16 protein-coding genes are annotated in these 15,871 nt (G+C 41.5%); 2 read left to right on the forward strand and 14 right to left on the reverse strand.

Annotation, left to right across the window (positions count from 1 at the left end; genetic code table 11):
- Positions 1-380: 380 nt before the first annotated feature.
- The 7 genes from R8O10_RS23275 to R8O10_RS23305 form a co-directional block, all read right to left on the reverse strand.
- On the reverse strand, positions 381-1,634 hold the full coding sequence (locus tag R8O10_RS23275) for an HD-GYP domain-containing protein (RefSeq protein WP_262657788.1): 1,254 nt from the start codon (positions 1,632-1,634) through the stop codon (positions 381-383).
- A gap of 130 nt (positions 1,635-1,764) precedes the next feature.
- Complete coding sequence (locus tag R8O10_RS23280; RefSeq protein WP_005381031.1) at positions 1,765-2,763, reverse strand: LacI family DNA-binding transcriptional regulator; 999 nt, start codon at positions 2,761-2,763, stop codon at positions 1,765-1,767.
- Between the two features lie 104 nt (positions 2,764-2,867).
- Complete coding sequence (gene chbG, locus R8O10_RS23285; RefSeq protein ID WP_318191758.1) at positions 2,868-3,623, reverse strand: chitin disaccharide deacetylase; 756 nt, start codon at positions 3,621-3,623, stop codon at positions 2,868-2,870.
- Positions 3,624-3,641: 18 nt separating this feature from the next.
- Entirely contained in the window at positions 3,642-4,964 is a 1,323-nt protein-coding gene (locus R8O10_RS23290; protein ID WP_151514325.1) for a 6-phospho-beta-glucosidase, read from the reverse strand.
- A 12-nt stretch (positions 4,965-4,976) separates the two neighbouring features.
- A complete protein-coding gene (locus tag R8O10_RS23295) occupies positions 4,977-5,288 on the reverse strand; it encodes a PTS lactose/cellobiose transporter subunit IIA (protein ID WP_031777269.1) in 312 nt (103 codons plus the stop codon).
- Between the two features lie 51 nt (positions 5,289-5,339).
- Positions 5,340-6,674: a PTS sugar transporter subunit IIC gene (locus R8O10_RS23300; RefSeq protein ID WP_005381064.1), complete on the reverse strand. Its 1,335-nt coding sequence runs from the start codon at positions 6,672-6,674 to the stop codon at positions 5,340-5,342.
- 87 nt (positions 6,675-6,761) lie between these two features.
- Positions 6,762-7,067 (reverse strand): PTS sugar transporter subunit IIB, encoded by a 306-nt coding sequence (locus tag R8O10_RS23305; RefSeq protein ID WP_020480920.1) that lies wholly within the window; start codon positions 7,065-7,067, stop codon positions 6,762-6,764.
- A gap of 247 nt (positions 7,068-7,314) precedes the next feature.
- Between R8O10_RS23305 and R8O10_RS23310 the strand changes: the two genes are divergently transcribed.
- Entirely contained in the window at positions 7,315-8,598 is a 1,284-nt protein-coding gene (locus tag R8O10_RS23310) for a carbohydrate-binding protein (protein ID WP_158156880.1), read from the forward strand.
- 1,075 nt (positions 8,599-9,673) lie between these two features.
- Here the strand turns inward: R8O10_RS23310 and R8O10_RS23315 are convergent.
- From R8O10_RS23315 to R8O10_RS23345, 7 genes are all read right to left on the reverse strand, one after another.
- Complete coding sequence (locus R8O10_RS23315) at positions 9,674-10,111, reverse strand: inovirus-type Gp2 protein (protein ID WP_169628887.1); 438 nt, start codon at positions 10,109-10,111, stop codon at positions 9,674-9,676.
- 380 nt (positions 10,112-10,491) lie between these two features.
- Positions 10,492-10,725 (reverse strand): hypothetical protein, encoded by a 234-nt coding sequence (locus R8O10_RS23320; RefSeq protein WP_318191759.1) that lies wholly within the window; start codon positions 10,723-10,725, stop codon positions 10,492-10,494.
- An 11-nt stretch (positions 10,726-10,736) separates the two neighbouring features.
- On the reverse strand, positions 10,737-11,300 hold the full coding sequence (locus R8O10_RS23325; RefSeq protein ID WP_169628886.1) for a hypothetical protein: 564 nt from the start codon (positions 11,298-11,300) through the stop codon (positions 10,737-10,739).
- Between the two features lie 68 nt (positions 11,301-11,368).
- Positions 11,369-11,779: a hypothetical protein gene (locus R8O10_RS23330; protein WP_062851412.1), complete on the reverse strand. Its 411-nt coding sequence runs from the start codon at positions 11,777-11,779 to the stop codon at positions 11,369-11,371.
- 80 nt (positions 11,780-11,859) lie between these two features.
- Positions 11,860-12,120, reverse strand: a complete 261-nt coding sequence (locus R8O10_RS23335) for a hypothetical protein (protein ID WP_241791456.1) — start codon at positions 12,118-12,120, stop codon at positions 11,860-11,862.
- A 127-nt stretch (positions 12,121-12,247) separates the two neighbouring features.
- Entirely contained in the window at positions 12,248-12,937 is a 690-nt protein-coding gene (locus tag R8O10_RS23340; RefSeq protein ID WP_062851413.1) for a hypothetical protein, read from the reverse strand.
- On the reverse strand, positions 12,930-13,943 hold the full coding sequence (locus tag R8O10_RS23345) for a tyrosine-type recombinase/integrase (protein WP_169628885.1): 1,014 nt from the start codon (positions 13,941-13,943) through the stop codon (positions 12,930-12,932). Before R8O10_RS23345 ends, R8O10_RS23340 begins: the two co-directional genes overlap by 8 nt.
- Positions 13,944-14,205: 262 nt before the next feature.
- Between R8O10_RS23345 and R8O10_RS23350 the strand changes: the two genes are divergently transcribed.
- Entirely contained in the window at positions 14,206-15,519 is a 1,314-nt protein-coding gene (locus tag R8O10_RS23350) for a site-specific integrase (RefSeq protein WP_318191760.1), read from the forward strand.
- Positions 15,520-15,871 lie beyond the last annotated feature (352 nt).

Raw genomic sequence — 15,871 nt, forward strand, 5'->3', positions numbered from 1 at the left:
TTTGATACCGAGGTATCGAATTGGATTATCATCAACGAGTGCCCACACAGATTGATAGGTCTATATTGTTAAAGAGCTTGCTTTGCGAGAAGCTTTTCTCTCAAAGCGGAGGTGCATTCTAGCGATTTAGTTGTTAGTGTCAAACACTTTTTTAAACTAATTTTTTGTAGAAGCTTTTTACCTCTTCGACCCTGCTGAAGCCTTGTGACGTCTGCTGTGTCGATGGATGCGCATTATAGGGAGAAGATTTTCTTTGGCAATACTAAAAATGCATTTTTTCTAAAAAAACATGCCAAATGGATGCTTTCCATCCAACCCTAAAATTACCCAGAAATAACACTCAGGATTTATACAATTTACCCACAAAAAGCTGTGGATAACTACTCATCACTATCAAAGAAATAAGAAATACGCGAACGCGGATTTAGATACTCTTTTACTTTATCCGGTAATTTTGACGGATGAATCGCGTTAACTATCTTTATATCTTTTGAGGCAAGATCAATGATTGGCGCTTGCGTCCTTGGTACTGATGGATCGTAAACCAAGACATTCGGGAATAATAAATGCGATGCATTCACTGAGATAACCAGGCCGACCATATTATTAGAAAGCTGAACTACGGTACCCGGAGGAAACACGCCCATAAACTTAATTAGGATGTTCAGGTTCTCTTCTTTATATAGGTGTTTACAGTTCTTATATAAATGAGAGAGTGCGGTATAAGGAATCTTTTGATCTGAGACTATCGGTGTATGACACAAGTTATCAAACGCATTGGCTACAGCAATAATTTGAGCAAACTCGTTGATCTCATCTCCTTTCAGGCCTTTAGGATAACCAGACCCATCTCTTAGCTCATGGTGCTGCGCGATCACAATTCTCGCGACTTCGGGAAAAGCCTCGATTTGACTCGCAAGATCGACGCCATATTTAGTGTGCAACTTTAAGTAGTTGGTTTCTGGCTCTGTTAGAGGTAGTTGCTTTCTTAATATTGCAGTCGGGATTTTTATTTTCCCGATATCATGGAATAGTGCGGAAAAGGAAAGCTCTTTCAACTGTGCTTCTGAGTACCCTTTAGCACGGCCAATCATCATAGAGATAACAGCCACGTTCAATGAGTGGAAATAAATATCTTCAAACTCATTTTTTCCGTTCATCAGATGTAACGTAACATTATCATCGCACATTAACTTCTCGACGATATCTTCAATAAGAAGCTTTGCTTCATCAACTGCTGCTGTCGGACGGTTACGGATTTTAGTCATGACTGAACGCATACGTGCCAGAGAGCGCTCAAACTCTTTTTCACACTGAATCACGCGTCGACGGTATGCACTTAACTTTTCTATGCGGTTCTGTTTTTCTTGCCACATTTTTTGAGTTTCATGATCTAACGACGCTTCATTTGTTACTCTGTCAGCTTGTCTTTGATCAACAGGGAGTGGAACGGCATCGCTTTGCTCTGGATTAAAGTAAACGAACTTTACGCCGAGGTGGCGGATCATCTCGACCTGCTCTTGGTCTTTAATCTTAAAGCTATTGAGTAGAAAGGGGTGATCGTTCCACTTTAGCGGAAGACGGATATGTAATCCGGGTTGAATACGATCGACCGTTAGTTTAATGGCTGCCACTTATTCACTACTGATTTATATTTCTTAAGAGAGTTAGAATACTAGTAAATTTTGTGAATAAATTCATCAGTAACTAGCAAAACATCAAACCGTTATTTCTAAGCGACTCACTTAATTAGATAGAAGTAAGCTACTTTAAGGAGCGATCTGCTTTGCGTATTTTAAGCTTGGCCTCGAATACTGGCTTGTCTATTACTTCTTGATCTTTGACTAGCCCCATTAAGGTTTGTACCGCTACACGGGCCATGTCACTGATAGGAAAGTGCACTGCTGATACTGTAGGGTAAAGACTTTCACAAAGATCAACACTGTCAAAGCTAGTTAATGAGATTTGCTCTGGTACAGAAATACTATGCTCGTGTAAGTACTGCATTGCGCCAACCGTCATTTCTTCACTGCACGAAAAGACAGCCGTCACATCAGGGTGTCGTTGTAAAATTGCAGCCATTGCATCATAACCACTTTGCCGACCATAATTCCCTTCTTCACACCAGCTTTCATCAATATCTATACCAGCATCCTTCATTGCATCAATATACCCAAGCTTTCTCAATACACTGTTATGACGTTGGGATGGACCGGCAATACAAGCAATCTTTCGATGGCCACCAGCTAAAAGGTGCTCAACGGCAATACGGCTTGCATGATGATGGTTAAAGGTAACACAACGCTCTTCTATTCCTTCCACGTAGCGATCCAGGAGAACGAAAGGTGTTGGCTGTTTAGCTAATTCACGTAAGTCATCATCTGACAAATAACGACTATGAAGTACATAGCCGTCACAACGTAAATCATTAAAACGCTGAATTGCCTCTTTTTCACCTTGTGCAGAATGATGGCCTTGAGCTGTAATCAAAAACTTCTTATGAATATCCAGCTCGGTCTGAACCTGCTCCATCATCTCACCAAAGAAGCCCCCCGTATAGTAAGTCACCAATAACCCAACCATATTACTGGATGAGGTTGCGAGTGAACGAGCAATTGCACTGGGACGATAATTCAATTGCGCCATAGCTTGCTCTACTTTTTTTCGAGTTTCCTCGCGAAATTTCCCCTCTCCATTAATAATTCGAGAAACGGTAGAGCGATTTACACCGGCGAGTTCGGCTACATCTTTAATCCTTGCCATAATGCTATTGGGTCCAACTGCAATTGTTATTAAATATTCGTTTGTGTAGAACGGCTGCCAGCAATTCGTAAGGTGCTATAGGGGGCGAAGCTGGCAGCCTTTAATCATACACCGACCATTTGATTGGTAGAAACAAGCTCAGAGTAATCCGTGACAGTTATACCATGCTGAGCTAACTGTTCTTTTAAAATGGGAGAGGTAAGAACTTGTAACTCTAGCTCTCGCTGAAGCGCATAGACACTCTTTAAGATAAGCGCCTGATCGGCCTCTGCCGGGTGGCACATCACCTCAACCAAGTCATAGTCATCTTTTAAGCTCAATAGATGTGCCATTAAGCCATCCAAGCTCACTTTTTGATCATAAAACTCATCAGTAAAGATATACCTGATTGTCATCGATTCTTGACACAAGCCAGTGCCCCGCAGTGGCACTCGGTATTCATTCGCTACTTCTTTAATAACGGGCAAAATTTGAGGGTGAGTATGCGCGTGATGATGGCTATCTAAGTGGCTTAGCTCTAACCCAAGCGATAAAAAATGTTCCACCTGAGCTTTTGCTTCATCATAAACGACCTGAGTTTCGAAGTCCTGCTTACTCCAAAGTTCGTCATAGTTGATAAAGTGCGCTCGGCCGTTGGTCAAGTTAGGATGCTTCGTTATAGGCACACCTGCTGTAAACCTAAGATGAACGCCAACTTTCAAGTCTGGATTATGGCGAGCTAGTTCTAAGGCATGTTGCTCAGCATCCATACCCACCATCATGGTGGTTGAATGAACCACACCTTGCTGGTGAGCTTTAACGATGCCGCTATTTACACCTCTCGTTAAACCAAAATCATCAGCATTAAAAATGACTTTCATTGGCGTCCTTCCTTAGTACTACAACGTCGTTAGTTTAAATTGAGGTAAATACGGAGCGTTTACCGCCAGAATATCATCCAGGATTGACTTGGCGCGGCCAATGTCAGGCACCAATGGGTTATTGGTTAATGCCATAAGCGCCTTGTCATAATTACCTTCGACAGCAGCTTCTATTGTTAGCTGCTCATACGCTTTAACTTGATAGAGTAATCCTTTGATATTGTTTGACAACTCGCCAACCGCAAGAGGTTTCGCCCCCCAGCTACCAATCACCGCACTACATTCAATCACAGCATCGTCAGGTAGGCCGTTGATCGCTCCATTATTTAAAACGTTAACAACATGAATACTATTACGATTGTTATAAATTGAATCAACTAGGTTCAGTGATGCATCAGAATAATAAGCACCACCCCGCTCCTCTAACTCTTTCGGCTTATGATCGAGGGTAGGATCTTGATAGAGCTTAAATAGCGCATTTTCTGTTTCCATTACCTGCTCAGCACGAGTGCCTTTTTCATCGGCACTTTGTTTCTCTTCAGCAAGCATGGCATCAGTTTGGTAGAAGTAGCGATGATAAGGACATGGTATCGCCCCCAGTGCTTTTAGAAATGCCGGATCCCACGGCTCTTCCCAGATATTCTTCATACTGAAGTTGGCACCATCACCGACTTTCTCTAATACCGTTTGAGTAATATCTTCCCCATTGAGCCATGCTTTGTGTACCCACACGAGATGGTTTAACCCAGCAAACTCAAGTTGTAGCTCTTTTGGCTCGCACTCCATCATTTCTGCAATCATCATTTCCATTGAAACGGGCACATTGCATAAACCAATACTCTTTACTTTGGTGTACTTACTGACCGCTTCGGAAACTAAACCCGCTGGGTTGGTGAAATTGAGCATCCATGCGTTTGGAGCCAACTCTTCAATGTCTTTACAGATATCAAGAATGACCGGAATGGTTCGCAGTGCTTTAGCAAAACCACCAGGGCCCGTTGTTTCTTGGCCGATGACGTCGTACTTGATTGGGATTCGCTCATCGTTAGCGCGTGCAGCAAGGCCACCAACACGAAACTGCGTCATCACAAAATCCGCATCTTTTATCGCAGCACGGCGATCGAAACCGGCTTTTATCTCAATTTTTGCTCCGGCTTTATCGACCATTCGCTGAGCCAATCCTTTGATGATCTCAAGCTTCTCAGCTCCTGACTCAATGTCCACAAAATGGATTTTCTTAACGGGTAAATATTCTAAGCGCTTAATAACCCCTTCAACCAATTCCGGGGTATAGCTACTACCACCGCCAATAATGGCAAGTTTGATCGCCTCTCTAGACATTTTCATCCCCCTTTACTTGTTCGAGATTTTTTTGTTCAGTGCGACGATTTCTACAGCCATCTCTTGAGCCAAAATCGTAGTCATCAGGTGATCTTGAGCATGCACCATCACTAACGTCATCGGGACTTTCCCTTCTCCCTGATCTTCTTCAATAAGCTGAGTCTGTATTAAGTGGGCTTTATTAATGCACTCTCTTGCTTGAGAAAGCTTCTCGTCAGCCGCTTCAAAATCTTGTTCTCGAGATAAGCGCAATGCCTCGTAGCTTAAACTTCTGGCTTCACCAGCATTGCAAATGATCTCCATCACAACCAATTCTTGTTCCATCATTTTCTCTCCGAAAATCGGGCCGCGGTAATTGCGGCCCATTAAGCACAGTTAAGCTGTAACGCCTTCGCCTGACGGCTGCGTGTCACCTTTAGTTTCCTTCGTCGTTGGTAGTTCTTGCTCCAACATTTGCTTCTCAAACATTTTGAAGAATGGGAAGTAGATGATTAGATCAAGAATCAATAAACCAATGACGAGCAATACTGGCGCAAAGGTCCAACCGCTACCCCACGAAGCACCTATCAGTGCCGGTGTTGTCCAAGGTGTTGTAGCGACACCCATACCCACAAAGCCGACATGCACAGCAAAATACGCAATCGTAGCGTTGATGACTGGAGCGAAGACGAACGGGATAAACAAGGTCGGGTTCATCACAACTGGGCTACCGAAGATCACTGGTTCGTTGATTTGGAAAAAGCCAGGCACCGCACTCATTCGACCAATGCTCTTAAGGTGAACAGAACGGCTAAACGACATCAGCATAACAAGAGCAAGTGTTGCACCAGAGCCGCCAATAAAGATGTAAAAATCCCAGAACGGTTGAGTAAATACGTTTGGAATCGGTTCACCTGCAACAAAGGCTTCAATGTTGGCACCAATGTTGGTCAAAAAGATTGGAGAAAGCAGTCCAACAACAATTGCAGCACCATGAATACCCGCAAACCAAAGCAGCTGGCAAAGCAATAAAGCGCCAATAATGGCAGGCAATGAGTTAGACGCACTAATTAGCGGTTTAAAGATAGCCATAACAGCGTCTGGAATCAGCATGTCGTACTGGGTTTGTACGAAAAGGCTAAGTGGATATAAGGTAATGAATATCGCTAAGACTGGTAGCAATACTTCAAATGATCGCGCAATCGCCGGTGGCACCTGCTCTGGCATGCGAATCGTAATATTGTGCTTTTTCATAAAACGGTAGAGCTCCACCGAGAAAAATGCACACATCACTGCGGTGAAGATCCCGGTTCCGCCCATGTGAGACATAGACAACGCGCCATCTTTAGCTGGGGCCGCAATGAGTAAAAAAGACATTAGTGACAATACAGCACTCGTGATCCCATCCATCTTGTAAGCCTTCGCTAAACTATAAGCAACGCCCAGCGAAACAAAAATAGTCATGATCCCCATCGACATGTTGTAGGGCATCATTATGGTATCAAAATGTGTAGTGGCGAAATCGAGCCAAATTCGACCAAAAGTAAAGGTTGTATCTTCGGCAAATGGGGGGAATGCAAAAATCAAAATGAAACTGCCGACAATAATAAACGGCATTGCGACAATAAAACCGTCTCTCATTGCGCGAACATGGGGCTGATTCCCCACTTTAGCTGCTATAGGGGCTATATGCTTTTCGACTGCGCCTATAATTGCGTCATAAAGCTTCATAGAATCCATCCTTATTTTAGGCAAAAGAATCCCGCATCAAATATTTATATTTGATGTACAGTTATCTTTTTAATTTAAAACTATAGTTTAGTTAATTAATTCTAATGCTTGCTCTAGTACTTCTTCTCCCTTCATCATTCCATAATGCTGAGGAGAAATAGCATCAATGTTTTTACCATGCTCTTGCGCCGTTTTTCTTAGCTCTTCTAGCTGAAAACGTACTTGAGGCCCGAGAAGACAAACATCGTACTCTTTAATTACATCTTCAAACGCATTCACTGACATTGCATCAATTTTGCACTCAATTCCTTTATTTTCAGCAGCTTGCTCCATTTTCTTAACAAGCATACTGGTTGACATCCCTGCGCTACAGCATAAAAGGATCTTTTTCATAGCCTTACTCCCGTTGTGTAAATTTCAACCTGTAAAAACTGTAGCAAAAATAACCAAGACAAAAAAGCGCAACCGGTTGCATTATTCGTGAACACAATCCCAATTTAGAAAATACTACCTATTTTTTTGTAATTATTTAGGTCTAGGATAAAAGTCATAAAATAATTTAATACATCACATTAAGTTTCAAATTATCAATATTTTACTACTGACAACGTCGTTATTAATTTCTTAAAAGGAATAGAGAATGAAATTTAATAAATTGGCTATTGCAGCGCTTGTAAGTGCCGCACTATCACAACACTCATTTGCTCAAACCGACTCTAAAGGCACCATTTATCTAACGTTTGATGATGGACCAATCAATGCATCTATTGACGTTATTCAAGTACTTAACCAGGAAGATATCAAAGCGACGTTTTACTTTAATGCTTGGCATTTAGATGGAATTGGTGATGAGAATGAAGACCGTTCCCTAGAAGCCTTAAAGCTCGCATTAGACACTGGTCATATTGTTGCGAACCACAGTTACGATCACATGGTGCACAACTGCGTGGATGAGTTTGGACCGAACAGTGCTGCGGAGTGTAATGCGACCGGGGACCACCAGCTTAACTCGTATCAAGACCCTGTTTACGATGCCTCAATGTTTACGGAAAACTTATCTGTGTTAGCAAAGTATTTGCCGAACATTACAAGCTACCCGAACTACAAGGCAACAGAGTTTGCTAGACTGCCCTACACCAACGGTTGGCGCGTGACGAAAGACTTCAAAGCAGATGGGTTATGTGCCACGTCTGATAACCTGAAACCTTGGGAACCAGGATATGTATGCGATACATCCAACCCATCCAACAGTGTAAAAGCAGCTATCGAGGTTCAAAATATCCTAGCGAATAACGGCTATCAAACTCACGGTTGGGATGTGGACTGGGCACCCGAAAATTGGGGCATTGAAATGCCAGCAAACAGCCTTACAGAAGCAGAAGCATTTCTTGGATATGTGGATTCCGCGTTAAACACTTGTGCACCAACAACGATTAACCCGATCAACTCCAAAGCTCAAGAGTTCCCATGTGGTACACCTTTACACGCCGATAAAGTTATCGTATTAACTCACGAGTTCCTATTTGAAGATGGTAAGCGTGGCATGGGGGCAACGCAAAACCTGCCTAAGCTCGCTAAGTTTATACAGTTAGCAAAACAAGCGGGTTATGACTTCGACACAATGGATAACTACACGCCGAACTGGCAAGTTGGTCATAACTACGACGCTGGCGATTACGTCTTACACCTAGGTACTGTATACCAGGCTGTAACAAACCATACTGCACAACAAGATTGGGCACCGTCTCCAACCTCTAGCCTCTGGACAAATGCAGACCCAGCCACTAACTGGACTCAGAATGTTTCCTATAAACAAGGCGATGTGGTGACTTATCAAGGTTTGCGTTATCTAGTTGATGTACCGCACGTGTCCCAAGCAGACTGGACTCCGAACACTCAGAATACCTTGTTCACAACTCTATAGGCTGTTCCTACTATCACCATGTAGTAGTTTGCGCGAGGCATACCCCTCGCGCTTTTTTGTTTTGAAGATCCAGATACAACAAAGCCCCGACTTTCATCGAGGCTCTGTCTTAAAATATGGTACCGGTGGACGGAGTTGATTGGACTGGCATTCCTGCCGCCACCGCGAAGGCAACGCTAACTTTCTTTTGATATTTACGAACACCTAAAACGACGAAAGGCCGCTATAAAAGCGACCTTTCTAATATGGTACCGGTGGGCGGACTTGAACCGCCACGCCCGAAGGCAACGGATTTTGAATCACAATATTACGGCTTTCAATGGGATATTAGGACAACTAACGCTTTGTTGCAATTGGTTTTGACTCTTTCTGGTTCTGGTCGGTTTTGGTCGGTTTTCGCCAAATTTACGCCACGTTTTTAAGACCTTGTTCGCCTTCAACACTCTTTTTTATAGTGTCGAGAAACTATCTAGCCAGCGAGCAAAGTTGTAGTTAAACGGCAAGCGCTTTGCTCCCTAAATGCTTCAAAGTTCCGACACTTACCGCCAGCTTGAGCCGTCGCACTTTATGACACCATCAAAACCCAAAAGTGGGGAGCGCCCTTTTTATAGCGTTTCAAAACTCTGGTAAATCACCGTTACTTTTCCGTTATTTACGGCTTCAAACCGTATAACGATATTTTCGGCATGGGCCAATTGTCGGCTCCTCAGATTGAGTAACCGCTTGAGAGAAAGTTTTTGCCATCGATGGGCAAAAGTAATACCTCTATTTGAGAAAAGAGCTTTCAACGCTTTCACACGCTGTGAAACCGATAAGATTTTTTCGGGGTCATAGGGAATAAAACAGGTATGTCCAACTTTAGGCACTCTTGCCCAGTGTTATTGCTGAAATCCCAGCTTTTAGATTTAGGCGTGGGAAGAGTCTGATACTCACAACTGAATGATGGGCGAAACCATAACAAAACATAACATTGCGCCCCTAAAACAGCTTGAAGGATTGATAATCCGTTGTGAATCTATGTATGGCGGGGCTTGAGGGATATAAGGCGTAATTTATGGAGGAAAGGGCAGTAAAATCACCTTATTTTGCTATGACCATAGTCTTTTGTTTGTGTAGCTCTGTAACCCTTGCCACGCGGTTTTGCTAGATAACTAATATGATAAGTTGCGTCTTGTAATGCCAGCGAGTCTCCGCGCTCTACGTTGTGATAACCTGCCCAACTACAGCGCCCAAATTGCTCCCAAATTAAGATCAGCCACTCTTGAAGCATATGGGGGTGATTTACTTTACTGCCATCAATTACGACACAAAAATGATAATGCTGCTTTTTAGCCCTTTCTAGCTCTCTCACCCAGCAATAACTCAAATCTGCTTTATAATGCGCTTTAACCCTACGTGAGAGGCGTCTAACAAGCTTGGCTATCAGCTCATTGTTTCTTGTGTATTCATTGACCGATAAATCAAACCGGAAAATAAACACCTTCCTATGCTTAGCCAAAGCTGAATCAAGCATTCCTAAGAGACACCTTAATATATCCGTCCTCAATCCGCTTTTACTTGGATTGACTCGCCATAACTTATCATTGAAGTAATAAAGCTCTGTTGTGATTATCTTGCTCATACACCCTAAGAGAACATAGAAAATGTTAAGTATTCCTAAGTAAAAGAGTGCTAGATATTATTAATTACCTAGCGCGTTGTTAGTGCCTACTACTCCTGTAGTAAACAAGCTATATAGGCATCTTTCTGATTTTCGCCCCCAAATCAGGGGTAAAAAACCTCATCCCATAGTGCTATCTGGTTTACTCCGGCAAAACCCTTGCCACATATATAATAGGGGGTTAGTAATCACTAACACCCCTAGCATTTTAAAATGAATAAATGTTTAGGTACTTATTTGAAATAACTACCCAAATCAGGTGAGCCGCTTTGCTTATCGGCATGATTAACGAATGGTGTATCAAAGTAGTCACTCGGATCAGGCGAACCGCTTTGAACGTTGGAATGGTTAACTCCTGGCTTCTTATCCTGCTCTGAACGTTCAACATACTTGTCTAATAGTTTGTCTAGCTCATCTAGCATTTTAGTAGTCACATCGTTAGTAATTTTATTAGCATCAACTTTCATTTTATTTTCCTTTAGTCTAAATCTTCAATGAATCGGCCGTTAGTAACAAATGTCGTTCCGCTTTCCGGCTCACGTCCTGCGTGGATGTATTCTTGAATAGCCTTTAATCTGCGACTATCTAACACACCAAAGTAACTAACTATGCTGCTCTGAACCCCGCACTGTTTGGTGAGCGTATTAGCTCGGCTTAACGCGCTGTAGCGCTTGGCCTCAATCTGGCATAACCTCTCAAGCGCTGGTTTAATATCCTTATCAAATGCTTTGTTGATAATATCGACCTGCTCTGCAATTAACGAAGCATCGCCCTCACAATCGCGCTTTAAGACCTCCAACTCTGCTAAGCCTTCACGCTGTTTAGCGACTGGCAATTCAAGCTCTAAGGCTTGCTTCTCAACTCGCAATCGTCGCGCCTGTCGCTCGTCTTCAAGTTGCTTTTGTTCCAACTGATCAACATCACCGCCCGAACTCATGACTTCTAAAAGCTCGGCGTCAAAGTCTCTCTGTTCGAATTGGCTTTGCTCTTGTGCGATTTCAGATAACCGCGCTTGTATTTGATTTACTGTTTTCTGTTTCATTTTTCTATATCCTGTGTTTGCTGGTGGCGTCTTAGTCGGCAAACTGATCACCACCAGCGATTCTAAAATCAAGCGCTCGGCTTCATCTGAGCGCTTTCTTTTCTAGCAATGGCGAGTTTGTCTTTTGCCAAAGGTAGGCGTTCAGTTTCGTTTCTCGCTTGCTTATAGCTCTCTCCTCTTAGCTTTAACTTTCTTTCACAACGGGCTATCGCATCTAACTCCCACACCCCAGATAAGTGTCTCTCGTCTAGCTGTAAACAAGGCTCTCCTTGAATATCCACGCGCTGAATACACCAGAACTGATACCTGTCATTTTCAAGCATCTGCAAAGGCGATCTCATAGCTTCACCAAACTTTAATAACAAATCTCTCTTTGCAATTGGCTCACCGCTAGACAGCTCGACTAGGAAGTCATAAGCCTTAGTCCCTATGTTTGGAATCGCCGTATCTGGCGCAGTAAATAACAAATCAGGATTCATTTTTGTCTCCAAATTTATGTTTACGCCACGAACCGCCATAAAATGCGCAGAATCGTTTTGTAAACGGTCTACACATCGGTTTAACTATCAGTCGTGTTAGCTTCTTGCTGTTCGGGTAAGAGGCCGGACATCCACATACTGAACAAAGGCACGTTGACGAAACCGCGTTTTCCAATCTGGCGATAACATCGAGAAAGGCCTGCCTTTTGCTCTCTTAACCAAAAGAGCCTTTTAATCTGTGAATGAGTAAATTGCGGGTAGCGCTTTGAAATATCATTCATTGCTACCCAGTTAGATAGGTCGTTGTGGATTGATTGAAGTTGAGTTTGGTCAATAGTCACTTTGGTTGTCCTCCGTTTTTTCCGGTCGGCACTAACTTTAAAGGTGAACTATTGGTATTTAATACGGGGGGCTTTTTACCAATTTGATATTTTCTTTAATTTACTGCTTTAAATAGCAACTTTAGAATCACTTTTCCATATCCTGAAAGTAGTCCTCTATGTCTGGGATATCTATTTCAACAGATTGATTTATATTACTTTTCCAATATTCGACCGGATCCCTATGGATTACTCGATTCACAGCTTCACCGTGATTAATCGACTCCAAGTGATCATAATAATTAGCCCATGACTCTTCCCAGTACCTCTCAATAATGCCGGTTACACTTCTCGTACTGTTCTTTGAATAGCCATACTCCTTGGCTATTTTTTCATATGCTTCCATTTTGCCTTGCCCCTCATCAATCGTGTATTTATAGAGCAAGTCTAACGCTGCTTGTCCTGTAAGTTTTGGCCTTTTATTGGCTGAGGTTATCCCCAAAGAATCAGTTAGTTTTTTTGCAATGGACTTCCTATCTTTAGCATCACTAACTCTATCAAGCTCCTCAAGCGACATAGCAGCATCTAAGAATATGTTTTTCAGCTCCTCGATCTCGTCCCCGCCCTCAACAACTCCCCATTTGGAGGCACCAATAACATCAGCAACCCACCTTAGAGCTAGAGCTGTTCGATCTTCTACGTTTCTGTTATGCCAACGTAGGTTTTTATCATAAAAATCAAGCATCTCACCCTTGCTATTCCCCACAAACACTTGATTTTCTGGAGTGCCCTTTCCTCTCATTTCGTGCAAAGTTCCTTTATTTCTACGCTTAACCATTTGCAATACCTCCAAATACGCGATCAGTTAAGCTCGCCTTGTGCTCTATGCAAAGGTGGCTATAACGCTGCGTCATAGTTATTGATTTGTGTCCTAATACTTGAGCTATTTCCAGTAAACTAGCGCCATTCATTGCCAGTAGTGACGCGCACGTATGGCGTAGGTCATGAAAACGAAAATCTTTGATACCCGCGCTTTGCAAAGCCTCTCGCCAGTGGCAATCAAAGTTTCGAAAATACGCCCCTTGATGGCGGTTGTGTGGGAATACATACCCGCCAATCTGTCTAAACCTCATCAGCTCCGCTATTGCATCGGCCGTTAGTGTGAGTATTCGCTGTTCGCCGTTTTTTGTTTCGGGTAGGTGGGCGGTTTTGGTTTGAAAGTTTATAGCGTCCCAAGTAAGCGTTAAAAGCTCTGTACGCCTTGCGCCCGTTGTAATAGCTAACAACACCAGTAAATATAATCGCTCCCATTCTGAGCGCTTACAGGCATCTAAAAGGCGGGGTAATTCTTTATTACTTAAAAAACGGGTTCTAGCGTTATTCTCTGCGGACTGCTTGATCCCTTTTGTGGGATTGTGCTCAATATCATATTCCTCTGATAGAAAACGATAGAAAGAGCTAAGCGCTGCTTTATAGCGGTTTAGTGTTGCTGGTGCTTTGCTTTCGGATAGTGTTTTCAGTTCGGCTTTAACCTGCTGGCGCGTAACCTTGCCCACTGGTTTATCTTTGAATACTGAGAGCCAATACTTTAAACGCTGGTGCTTGGATTGATCTCTACCATTATCTTGCTCTAAGTACTGAGCCAAAGCATCTGAAAACTTAAGGGAATTGAGAGTGTGATTTGTAAGCGAATACGCGAAATCGTCGTTAGCTAATACATTAGCAACGAACAATTGAGCATCTTTTTTTAATTTGAAAGATTTTGAAAAGCGTGAGCCACCCCGCATAAATTCAACTCTATACGTAGTGCCTTTTTTGCCCTTTCGAGCCTGAATTGTAGCCATGAAAAACCCCTTTACGCTAAATTACGCTAAAAACGTAACCGTAAAATCGGGTTCACAAACCAAATTGACTTTTTTAACCTTCCTAAACCCTTGACCAAAAAGGAAAAAGAAGGTGGTACCGGTGGGCGGACTTGAACCGCCACGCCCGAAGGCAACGGATTTTGAATTGGTTGCATATTCGTTTTTAATTTACAATATCATAAACTTAGACTAAGCTAATCTCAATGTTATACAACTTTTTATACAACTTTGAGGTTTTGGAATGTATGAGAATCTAACTAAAGGCTTGGCAATTTACCGCCAAAACCACACAAAAAGTATCTATGTTAGGCTCAGAGTTGATGGTAAAGAGATCAAGCGTTCTCTCAAAACATCGGATATTGACGAAGCTAAAAGTCGAGCTTGGAGATTAAAGTTTGAGTATGAAAGCAAGCTAACAGCAGGCTTACCCATTTTTGAAAGTAAAGAGCCTATGATCAACACTGCTATAAAGCAGATTTTGAAAAATATGGAACTAAAAAAAATCAAAAAAACAACTTACGCTGATTATAAATATGTTTTTGAAAATGTGATGATCCCTTTCTTCAACAGAAAATCAGTGTCTTTTCTTACGACTAAAAATGTTCGTCTTTATTTTGAAACTCTCGAATTATCAAAAAGCCGTATAACTATACATAAATCTTGCTTCAAAAAACTTTTTGAACATCTTGAAGAAGAGGAGCTTCTTAAAAAGTCTGACTTTCCTATTATCCCAAAAGTCGAAACAACAGAACAAGAAATCAGGCATTCATTTTTATTGCCACACCTCACAGTCATAGAAGCAGGATTTGATCATTACATAAACCAGACAGTAGGAAAACAAGCCAAAACAAAAGAATATAGAAGAACATTAAAATATTACTTTAAGTTCTTGATTGAAACTGGGATCAGACCAGGCGAAGAAGTTAAACACTTGAAGTTTAGTGATTTTAAACGATCTACAAATGACTATGGTGAAACAGAATATTCGGTATTGATCACCAAAGGGAAAACAGCAAGGCACATTAAGCAAGGAAGAAAAATCACATTAAAAGAATGGACAATAGAACAATCTATCCTTGAAATGGCAAAACTCCAAAATCCAGATAAAAAAGTCACATTAAAAAACTTTAATACTATTCAAAGATCTATATTAGAAAGTTCAGAAGGCAAGTTCACTTGTTATTCAAAGCAGTTCGGTAATTACTTGAAATGGTTAGATAAAGGTGATTACCTGAGGACAGATAGGACTTATACGCTATATTCATGCCGCCATACTTATATAACTGAAAGATTAAAACAAGGTGTAGATATATATCTAATCGCAAAGTTTGTAGGTAATAAAGTCGAAATGATACAAAACCATTATGATGATTATAAACTTGACATGCAGGAACATATTGACCAATTAACAGGAACACATCGAGAAGAAGATCAAAAGAAAAAATCATTCGGAAAAACAATACAGATCGGATATGGTAATAATATTACAAGCGAACATATAAAGTATGTCGCTGATCCTTTAAAAACCCTTGAGATTAACAATCGAGACAAGTAAATAATTCATCAAACCAAAATAGGTTTATCTCTTAAACCTATTTTTTCTTTTCTTTTTTTCTTGTTCATTATGTTCAGTAATGTCAGGAAAGTTATTTGGATTCAATTCTGGAAAAAGGTGTTGATATTCATATTCCTGTTCAGGTTCTTTTTCTGGCTTACTTGGATTAGAAAGGTTTTTTATTTTATCTTTCAACTGTTCAATAAATTGATTCAGCTTAGATATATCATTATTTTGTTCTTTTATTGATTTTTCAAGCTTCTTTACTTTATTATCCGGCTTTGTTGCTTAATTCGGTGAGAAGACATGGTAGCCCCATGTTGATCAGTTCTTAAACAACATACCGAGTTTC

Source organism: Vibrio sp. 1727, from assembly GCF_033344415.1.
GTDB lineage: Bacteria > Pseudomonadota > Gammaproteobacteria > Enterobacterales > Vibrionaceae > Vibrio > Vibrio alginolyticus.

What these genes read in the sequence shown, in the direction of transcription:
- R8O10_RS23305 (WP_020480920.1), bottom strand. Translation starts at nt 7,067, where the DNA reads ATGAAAAAGATCCTTTTATGCTGTAGCGCAGGGATGTCAACCAGTATG.
- R8O10_RS23280 (WP_005381031.1), bottom strand. Translation starts at nt 2,763, where the DNA reads ATGGCAAGGATTAAAGATGTAGCCGAACTCGCCGGTGTAAATCGCTCT.
- chbG (WP_318191758.1), bottom strand. Translation starts at nt 3,623, where the DNA reads ATGAAAGTCATTTTTAATGCTGATGATTTTGGTTTAACGAGAGGTGTA.
- R8O10_RS23310 (WP_158156880.1), top strand. Translation starts at nt 7,315, where the DNA reads ATGAAATTTAATAAATTGGCTATTGCAGCGCTTGTAAGTGCCGCACTA.
- R8O10_RS23315 (WP_169628887.1), bottom strand. Translation starts at nt 10,111, where the DNA reads ATGCTTGATTCAGCTTTGGCTAAGCATAGGAAGGTGTTTATTTTCCGG.
- R8O10_RS23340 (WP_062851413.1), bottom strand. Translation starts at nt 12,937, where the DNA reads ATGGTTAAGCGTAGAAATAAAGGAACTTTGCACGAAATGAGAGGAAAG.
- R8O10_RS23290 (WP_151514325.1), bottom strand. Translation starts at nt 4,964, where the DNA reads ATGTCTAGAGAGGCGATCAAACTTGCCATTATTGGCGGTGGTAGTAGC.
- R8O10_RS23330 (WP_062851412.1), bottom strand. Translation starts at nt 11,779, where the DNA reads ATGAATCCTGATTTGTTATTTACTGCGCCAGATACGGCGATTCCAAAC.
- R8O10_RS23300 (WP_005381064.1), bottom strand. Translation starts at nt 6,674, where the DNA reads ATGAAGCTTTATGACGCAATTATAGGCGCAGTCGAAAAGCATATAGCC.
- R8O10_RS23350 (WP_318191760.1), top strand. Translation starts at nt 14,206, where the DNA reads ATGTATGAGAATCTAACTAAAGGCTTGGCAATTTACCGCCAAAACCAC.
- R8O10_RS23320 (WP_318191759.1), bottom strand. Translation starts at nt 10,725, where the DNA reads ATGAAAGTTGATGCTAATAAAATTACTAACGATGTGACTACTAAAATG.
- R8O10_RS23295 (WP_031777269.1), bottom strand. Translation starts at nt 5,288, where the DNA reads ATGGAACAAGAATTGGTTGTGATGGAGATCATTTGCAATGCTGGTGAA.
- R8O10_RS23325 (WP_169628886.1), bottom strand. Translation starts at nt 11,300, where the DNA reads ATGAAACAGAAAACAGTAAATCAAATACAAGCGCGGTTATCTGAAATC.
- R8O10_RS23345 (WP_169628885.1), bottom strand. Translation starts at nt 13,943, where the DNA reads ATGGCTACAATTCAGGCTCGAAAGGGCAAAAAAGGCACTACGTATAGA.